The 8,530-nt window shown below is 64.2% G+C and carries 8 protein-coding genes and 1 pseudogene; 1 reads left to right on the forward strand and 8 read right to left on the reverse strand.

Annotated elements, in window-relative coordinates; genetic code table 11:
* Together VJ307_09890 and VJ307_09895 are read right to left on the reverse strand one after the other, a co-directional pair.
* Positions 1-287 (reverse strand): hypothetical protein (locus VJ307_09890; protein ID HJX74453.1); only part of this gene is annotated, 287 nt, incomplete at its 3' end.
* Positions 284-472: pseudogene (locus VJ307_09895) on the reverse strand (hypothetical protein). The pseudogene VJ307_09895 and the gene VJ307_09890, both read right to left, overlap by 4 nt.
* A 368-nt stretch (positions 473-840) precedes the next feature.
* Here VJ307_09895 and VJ307_09900 point away from each other — a divergent pair.
* Positions 841-2,217 carry a hypothetical protein gene (locus tag VJ307_09900; protein ID HJX74454.1) on the forward strand — a complete coding sequence of 459 codons (1,377 nt, stop codon included), beginning with the start codon at positions 841-843 and terminating at the stop codon, positions 2,215-2,217.
* Positions 2,218-2,604: 387 nt separating this feature from the next.
* Here the strand turns inward: VJ307_09900 and VJ307_09905 are convergent, their stop codons facing one another.
* From VJ307_09905 to VJ307_09930, 6 genes are read right to left on the reverse strand one after another with little or no spacing between them, the layout of a single operon-like run.
* On the reverse strand, positions 2,605-2,799 hold the full coding sequence (locus VJ307_09905) for a DUF1858 domain-containing protein (protein HJX74455.1): 195 nt from the start codon (positions 2,797-2,799) through the stop codon (positions 2,605-2,607).
* Between the two features lie 46 nt (positions 2,800-2,845).
* Complete coding sequence (locus tag VJ307_09910; protein HJX74456.1) at positions 2,846-3,667, reverse strand: menaquinone biosynthesis protein; 822 nt, start codon at positions 3,665-3,667, stop codon at positions 2,846-2,848.
* 11 nt (positions 3,668-3,678) lie between these two features.
* A complete protein-coding gene (locus tag VJ307_09915; protein HJX74457.1) occupies positions 3,679-4,884 on the reverse strand; it encodes an ABC transporter permease in 1,206 nt (401 codons plus the stop codon).
* Complete coding sequence (locus tag VJ307_09920) at positions 4,881-5,597, reverse strand: ABC transporter ATP-binding protein (protein HJX74458.1); 717 nt, start codon at positions 5,595-5,597, stop codon at positions 4,881-4,883. The genes VJ307_09915 and VJ307_09920 overlap by 4 nt, the downstream gene beginning before the upstream one ends.
* Positions 5,575-6,804 (reverse strand): efflux RND transporter periplasmic adaptor subunit, encoded by a 1,230-nt coding sequence (locus VJ307_09925; protein HJX74459.1) that lies wholly within the window; start codon positions 6,802-6,804, stop codon positions 5,575-5,577. Before VJ307_09925 ends, VJ307_09920 begins: the two co-directional genes overlap by 23 nt.
* Positions 6,801-8,336, reverse strand: coding sequence for a TolC family protein (locus VJ307_09930; protein ID HJX74460.1), 1,536 nt, complete (start codon positions 8,334-8,336; stop codon positions 6,801-6,803). The genes VJ307_09925 and VJ307_09930 overlap by 4 nt, the downstream gene beginning before the upstream one ends.
* Between the last annotated feature and the right edge of the window lie 194 nt (positions 8,337-8,530).

An 8,530-nucleotide genomic window follows, 5' to 3' on the forward strand; every position in this document is an offset into this window, starting at 1 on the left:
GAGAGAAACTCGAAATCGTCCGGGCCGGACCGGGCCCGGATCCAGTCGGCCGCGCCCCGGCAGACGGGGCACTCCCCGTCGTAGATGAGGACGACAGGGGGGACACTCCCAGGGGGGACATTCCCAGAGGGGACACCCCCAGAGGGGACATTCCTGGCTTTTATCTTTTCTCGTCTCAGGAGTGTCCCCTCCCAGCCCGTTTCAAGAGTGTCCCCTCCCAGCTCCCTTATTCGGAGGGAACTCCTTTGCATATACCGACAGAACACCTCATCACGGTACGTCGTCATAAGGAATGGCCATTTTCACGGCCTGATATAAGGTACGGTTTCCCCCCGTCCGGTCCCTGCGGTTGATGGTTGATCGCTCTGCGCCGGGACAACGTACCCCGCTTCAGCTTCTCCCGGCGCGCCGGAATCGACTCCCTCCGTCCGTAGTACACATCATCCGGCGTCCCATTGCCAAGCGCTTCGTGATACGGAACCTGGTCCATCCCCGTGGCTTCGCACGCCAAGTCCACGGCCTCGCTGAACGCGTCCGCACCCGGCCGCAAAGAGAGCTATTGCCTGCGGTAATGCAAGGAGGGAGGAGGCATACCTCTATTGCATACGGGCACACCCCGGGCGTGATCCTGTTGTCCCGGATCAAAATTTGCATATTAATAATGATTTAAATCTCTTATTCCGATTATGCGTCTTTATTCGTAGAGTTAGATAACCGATAGATTTTCCTCAGGGAATAGCCATGCCCATTTTAGGAATAGGTTTTCCTTCTTCATCCCCTGGCGTGGGATACGCTATAAACCAAGCGAACGCAGGCAGACAAGTTCCAAGGAGGTGAATCATGCACAAGCGGATGTTTCGGCTGGCGGGTGTTCTGACGGGATCTTTTTTCACCCTTTTCGTTCTTTTCCTTGCGGGATGCGGCGGATCCGGCGGCGGGTCGCTGAGCGTCAGCGGTTCCGGCGGATCGGCCGCTCCGTCAAGTGCGGTGGATATCTCCCTCTCAACGGCGGACGCCGCCGACGTCACGACGTTCGAGACATCCTCGACGGCCACGCCCTTATCGGGAGACTTACTGAGGCCTTCCCATGCCCGGAATTTCTTCAATCACGTTTGGGTCAAGGTCGAGAAGATCGGGTTGATCCCCGTCGAGAGGATACCGAGGGACCAGTGGAACAGGCCGGACAGCGACGGGGAATGCGAGGACGAGGACCGCGACGAAGACCGTTACGACGACGACGGGAAAGGCTACGGGGAAAGTCATCCGGTTCAGGGAGGCCGCGGAATCTTCATTATTACTCTGAACTCCCCGGTCATGATCGACCTTCTGAACCCGCCCGACGGTTACCAGGTTGCAAAATTCATCAATAAGGTCTCCGAAGTGCCCGCGGGCACCTACGGCAAGATCCGTGTCTATTACAGCGAAGTGAAAACCGAGTATACCAACGGGGATTATCTCCTGTTCCACGCGACGGCGAATTATCACTTCGACGTCCATTTCGTGGGGAAAAACCTTGTGATCCCGGTGACGACCGACCCGGAGGACCCGGCGGGCGCCGTCCGGTTGTACAGGCTGGAGATCAAGGTGGTCGGGCTAAAGATCCATCCGGCGGGCCGTAGCGGCAAGTGGTTGCTGCGTCCCCAGGTGTTCGCCCGGGTGAAGGGAGCCCTCCTCTACAGTGTGACCGGGCAGGCCGCGAACGTCGCCCCCGGGACGTTCGACATCGTCGCCGGCAGTGGAACCTTCCCGGCCCGGTACGGCGCGACGACGCTTTGGTCCTTCAGCGACAACGTGTTCTCCGGAGGAAGGCAGGTGGACGTTACCGCCGACCGGGGAACCTTTGCCTTGAGAAACGGCGCCTTTGTCGAAGCGATCGGGAAATTTGTCAAAAAGCCGAGTCTTTACCTGGATGCGAGCGTTCCCGAAGGCGAGGTTTCCGTCATGTTCCCGGTCAAGGTGGCCGACAAGAAGGTCTACCTGGGATGGAACCATCCCGTTGACAACACGTTTACCCTGAGGTTTGCGGGGGACAACGTGGTGGTCCCGAAGCCGGACCGCAACACCGCGATCTATGACAACGCCGTGCAGCCGTACAACCTTCTCACCGAGGGCGCGATCGTGGACAACGCCGTTGTGACGGTGAGAGGATACGCGCGGACGGCCACCGATGGGCTGCCGGGCGGCGTGGACGCGTTCTGGATCTCCGTCGGGCCCTGAGGCGCGCGGGAAGGCCGGCGACCGACGGCCGGCGGGATAGGAAAACGCCCCCGGGGGGGTTCCCCGGGGGCGTTTCGTTGGGAGTGGACTTGCCCTTCGTGAAGAACAACAGGTTGGTCTGGACGCCGGCCCCCGCAGCCGTGAATACCCCACCGGGTAGACTTGCAATGCACCGGAAATCACAATCATCCAGGCATTCCCCCCGCAGACAACCTTGCCCGCTCCTAGTGCACCGTCTTGTAAATAGCTTGATGCACCGAGAGCGTCGATGCGCCGCGCCAGCAAGGCGCGCGACTGAGGCATACCGTTGAGTATGGTGAAGAAGCGCAACGAAGCGGGAGCGGATGCAGCGGCGCTCGAATGCCAAGGGATTTGCGAGACGGTGCACTAGGTTTTCAGCGACTCGTTCAATCCTGTAAGAAGCGCCTCGAGGTCGATCTTGTGGACCTTCGCCCCGTGTTCGAGATCCTCGAACTGGGAAAGCTGGCAGCCCGCGCAGTCGATCCCGAACCTCTCGAACACGGCGACCGTCCGGGGATATTTCCGGAGGACGTCTTCGATCTTCATCTCCTTGCGGATCATGGCGGCCCTCCCCGAGAGGATGCCCCGATTGTATCACGGGGACCGGTCAGGCGAGGTCGAGGAATCGGAGGGGGGGAGCAGCCGGGATCCGGCCGATTTTCGCGGCGAGAAGGAAGAACCGTTCGAGCCCCTCGATCTCCCCCGCGAGGTCGTAGGAGAGATTTTGCCAGTACTCCGACAGGAAATCGCGGGGGACCCACTCCGGGGCCGGGATGCCGCTTTCCCTCCGCCCGATCTCCTCGCGGGCGATCTTCTTCGCCGAGAGCAGCGTTCGGGCGAACCGCTGTACGGGCGTCCTTTGTTCCCGGAGAGAGTCTCGGGAGACGATCCAGAGGGCGAAGACGAACGGCATCCCCGTCTCCCGGTTCCACCACTCCCCGAGGTCCGTGACGTGGTCCGCGACTCCGGCCAGACTCGCCCGGATCGCCTCGTCTCCGATAGCGAGGTACGCCGGGTGGCTGCGGAGCGCATCCGCGGGGGGCAGGGAGGTGCGGACCAGCCGATTCCGCTTGCCGAGGAACTCCCGCAAGAGGATTTCGAGGAGGATGACGGAGGTGTCCGAACTGCGCGTGACGGCGATCGCCTCCCCGGGGAGATCGGCCGCCCGGCGGTGGGAAAACAGGAGAACGCTCATCACCTTCGACCGGGAGGAGATCGAGACGTCGGGGACCAGAAGGTACCGTTCCGGGTGTTTCCCGTACTCGATCGAGGAGGACGGGGAGATGTCCAGTTTTCCCGTGCGCAGCATCCGGTTGAGTTCGGACGGATGCCCCGAAACGAACCGGACGTATTCCAGCGGAAAACCGGTCTCGAGGGCAAGGTAGATCGGAAGGAGATTCAGGAAGGGGATTCTCCCCACGCGCAGCATCGTTTCCTCCGTCATTCGTACCGCAATGCCTCGATGGGGTGAAGCGCGGCGGCTTTCCGCGCCGGATACACCCCGAAGAAGATCCCGACGAAAACCGAAAACGTGAACGCCAGGACGATCGCCCAGGACGGCACCTCCACGGGGAGCTTCGGGACCAGCAGCCGGATTCCGTACGCCCCGAGCACCCCGACGAGCATCCCCCCGATTCCCCCCGAGGAGGAGAGGGCGGTCGACTCCAGCAGAAACTGCACGAGGATGTCCCGGTCCCGTGCGCCGACGGCCTTGCGGATGCCGATCTCGTTCGTCCTTTCCTTCACGGTCACGAGCATGATGTTCATGATCCCGATTCCGCCGACCAGAAGCGATATGGTGGCGATTCCCCCCAGGACGTACGTCATCGTGTCGAGGATGGTGTAGAGGGAAGAGAGCATCGCGGCCTGGTTGGTGATCGTGAAGTCCTCGTGGCGGTTGTGGTTCTTGAAGAGGATCGACCGGGCAAGCTCCTTCGCGCTGTCGATGTCGTTCTTGTTCCGGACGGAAAGGATGATTTCCAGCAGCGCGTCGGTGTCGAAGATGTCCTGGGCGGACCGCACGGGGACGAACACGATGTCGTCCAGGTCGATCCCGAGGCTTACGCCCTTGCTCTGCATGATCCCCACCACCCGGAACCTGCCGCCCGACACCTTGACCATCTGTCCGAGGGCATTGGCGTTCCCGAAGAGCTCCCGCTTGACGGTCCTGCCCAGGACGCAGACGCGGCGCTTCGCTTCCACATCGGACTCGCTGACGAAGCTGCCGATCTCCACATGCAGGTTGCGCACGTGGGAGAAGGAGGGAGTCACCCCCAGGACCGGGACGTTGCGGGAGCGGGACCCGGACCGCACCTCGGCGGTGCCGAAGACCACCGGGGCCACCCCGCCGAAGAGGTACCCTTTCTTCTCCAGGACGTACGAGTCGGAGAGCGTCAGCTTGTGCTTGGCGGCGCCGATGACGGGCGGTCCCCCCTTGGTCTCGATCTTCCCGGGCGTCACGATCAGGATGTTGCTGCCTAAGCCCGCGAACTGTTCCTCGACGTACTTCTTCGTTCCTTCCCCGAGGGAGACGAGGAGAATCACCGCGGCCACCCCGATGATGACGCCCAGCATGGTCAGGGCGGACCGAAGCCGGTTGGCCCGGAGCGACTCGAGGGCCACCCTTGCGTATTCGAAGAAGTTCATCCCCGAAGCTCCCGGAATTCCTCCCTCGCCACGAGGCGTCCGTCGATGATGTAGACGACCCTTTTGGCCCTGCGGGCGATCGCCGGGTCGTGCGTCACGACCACGATCGTCGTCCCCTCCCCGTTCAGCCGGGCGAGGATCTCCATGAGCTCTTCGCCGGATTTCGAGTCGAGATTGCCGGTCGGTTCGTCGGCCAGCAGGAGGGAGGGGCGGTTGACCAGGGCCCGCGCGATGGCGACCTTCTGCTTCTGCCCCCCCGACAGCTGATTCGACAGATGGTTCCTCCGGTCTTCCAGCCCCACCGCCCGGAGGGCCGAAAGGGCCCTTTGCGCGCGCTCTTCCCTCCCCACGCCCGCGTAGAGGAGGGGGAGTTCCACGTTTCGGAGGGCGGTGTACCGGGGAAGCAGATGGAAAACCTGGAAGACGAAACCGATCTCCCGGTTCCGGAGCCGGGCGAGCTCCTCCGGGGAGAGCCGGGAAACCGGCATCCCCTTGATCTCGTAGGTCCCGGACGAGGGAATGTCCAGGCAGCCGAGGATGTTCATCAGGGTGGACTTCCCGGAGCCCGACGGCCCCATCACCGCGAGGAAGTCTCCGGACTGGATATCCAGATTCACATCCGCCAGGCCGGTCACCTCCTGCCCGTCGGGTTGGTAGATCTTGGTCACCCCCCGCAGGCGAAGGAGGGGCTCAGTGGCGGGTGCGGATTCCAACGCGGCTCCCCGGCCCCAGGTCCTTGATTTCCAGGGAAGTGACGATGTCGTCCCCGGGGGAAACGCCGGAGAGAACCTCGGTCCTGTCCCAGTTCGAGATCCCCGTGGCGATGTCGCTCCGGACGATTTTCCCCTCCCTGACGATGTAGACGAACTTTTTCCCCTCGCGCTCCATGACCGCCGAGGAGGGGACCTGGAGGGCATCCTCCTTTCGCCCCGTCAGGACCTCCACGTCCACGGACATCCCCAGCCGCAGCGGCCGGGGGGGGGACGCCGGCTGGATCTCGATCGTATTGGCGCGCGAGACTTCCTTGGAGACCTCGATGATCGGCTTCACCTCGGAGACGACACCGGCGAACGTCTCCCCCAGATAGGCGTCGGGGGAGAGGCGGACTTTTTGTCCTTCCCGCACCTTGGCCGACTCCGATTCGTCGATGGGCGCCTCGATGGTGATGTCCCGGGTGTCCGCCACGACGAAAAGGGGAGCGCCCGGCTGCTTCGTCTCCCCCACTTCGAGGATCTTTTTCGTCACGATGCCGGAGAAAGGAGCCGCGATCCGGAATTTCGCCGTTCGCTCGGCCAGCCCCGCCGAGGAGGCGCGCGTTGCGGTGACCCTCGCACGGAGGGATTCGATCTCCCGGTCGATCGCGCGGAGGGTCACCTCCCCGATGGCCGCAATCCTCGCGTCCTCCCGCGCGTTGGCGAGGCGGGTGTCCGCCTGCTCCATTTCGGCCTTCGACAGGAACCCGCCCCGGAAAAGCTCCCGGGCGCGCTCGTGATCCTGCTCCGCCTTGCGAAGGTTGCTCGCGGCGCGCGCCACGTCGGAGCGAGCTTTCCGTTCGGCCTCCTCGCGCCGGGCGGCCGCCTGCGCCAGGAGTTCCTCCGCCTGGGTCACCTCCGCCAGCGCCGCTTCGGCCTGACGGCCCAGCTCGGGATCGGACAGGCGCGCGAGCAACTCGCCCTTGCGCACGGAATCCCCTTCCGCCACGAGCACCTCCACGACCCTTCCGCTCACCTCCGCGGATATCGTCGCATCGCGCCGGGACTTCACCGTTCCGGCGGAGACGGCCGTTACGATCTCCTCGATCGGCTCCTTCCTTGCCCCGAAAACGTCGACGGGGGTCTCGGACCGGGAATGGAGGAAGTACGCGGCGGCTGCCGCCGCGATCAGGGCGGCGGCCACGCCATATTTCCCCCAGCGCGTCATCGGACGGAGATCCTTTCCTGTTCGAGAATCGTCCCGACGGAGCGCCACAGCCGGGTCTGGGCAATGTAGGCGTCCTTCTTCGCCGTGAGTTGCGCGAGGAGGGCGTCGGCGTAGTCCTGCTGGAACTCGAGGACCTGCGTCGTCGTCGAGGCCCCGAGGGCGAACTTTCTTTCCTCCGCCTCGAGTTTCCCCCGGGATGCCGCGACGGAGGCGGCGGCCGCGTCGACGCGGGCGAGCGATGAGGCAAGATCCCGGCGCGCTTTCCGGACCTCCGCGCGGATGTTCGCGTGGAAGTTCTCCTCCCGCAGGCGATGCCGGGCAAGAGCGTTGCGGGCGCGGGCCCACTCGGCCCGCTCCCGCTGGAATTTCCATGGGATCTCGGTCGAAAGGCCGACGAACCAGTTGGTGTACTTCCCCGAGACCAGTTCCTCGAGACTGTCGCCGTAGTTCCCTTCGAACGCCGCTCCGCCGCCGGGGAAGAACGGATTGGGGTTCGGGGACCCCGCGAGCCCGGAAAGGCCCGCCGAAGCGGTGAGCGAAAGATCGGGCATCGTCCCGTTCCGGGCGACCATCTCCTGGATCTCCGCCTGGTGCGTCCTCGCGGAGAGGGCGGAAACCTCGGGCCGGCGCTTAAGCGCCTCCGGATAACTGTCGTCTACCCCGGGGGGATCCGGGATCTCCGCGGGGGGGACCGGGACCAAACGTTCCTCCCAATCCCGGTCGGCCCGCACCCCGAGGACGCTCTTCAGGTCGTCCTCCGCGTTCCGCGCCGCCGCCTCGGTCCGGAGCAGCTCTTCCTTCCGGGAAGCCACTGCGGCTTCCGCGGGCAGTCGGTCCATCGGGGCGGCGAATCCGGCGTCGATCCTCGCGGTGGCCTGGTCGAACAGGTGTTCGGCGAGAGAGAGCGCGGTCCTTCTCACCTCGACCTGCCGGGAGGCGGCGAGAAACGCGAGGAACGTAATCCTCGCCGAGGCGACGGTGTCCATCGCCTTCGCCAGCCAGTCCCCGGTGGACGCTTCCGCCTCGGCCCGGGCGATCGTAAGCGGCGCCTCGGTGACCCTTCTCCCGGATCGTTTCAGGAGCGGGTGGCGCGCCGAGAGGGTCAGGGACGTCGTGTACTCGGGGCTGAGCAGGGATAAGGCGGTGGCGGATTCCTGCCGCTGGTTCTCGAAGGAAAGGGAAATCGTGGTCCCGGACCGCAGCAACTCCGAGACTCCCGCGTCGAATTTCCACGTGCGCTGGTCGATGGAAAGGGTCCCGGCAAGCGTGGAGCCGCTCGGGATGACGGATCGGGACAGGGAGATCTCCCCGGAGAACCTCGGCAGGAACGCCGCTTTCTCCCGGGGGACGGCAAGAAAGGCCGACTCCCGCTCGGACCGGGAAACGGCGACGTCGATGTTGCCGCGCAGCGCCGCCTCGACGCACTCTCTCATCGTGATCTCCCTTGCGGAAGGGGCGCCTCCCGGGTCGGAGAGCGCGGGCAACGCGGACACGAAAAGGAGGAAGACGGGGAAAAAAAGGGGAATTTTCATCGCTGTCCTTTTCGGAATTTTCCCGCCGATAGTGTACCACGTCGTTCCGGGGAAGGGATGGCCCGGGAGTCCCTCCGGCCGGGGGTATCCCTTGACGAAGGGTCGTGAAATTCCAATAATGAGGGGCAGATCGCACAGGAGGGTGCCCGATGGACTGGACGCCGCTGGGGAAGTTCGTGCCCGGGAACGTCGCC

It is taken from the genome of Candidatus Deferrimicrobiaceae bacterium, from assembly GCA_035256765.1.
In the GTDB taxonomy this organism is placed as follows: Bacteria; Desulfobacterota; Deferrimicrobia; order Deferrimicrobiales; family Deferrimicrobiaceae; genus CSP1-8.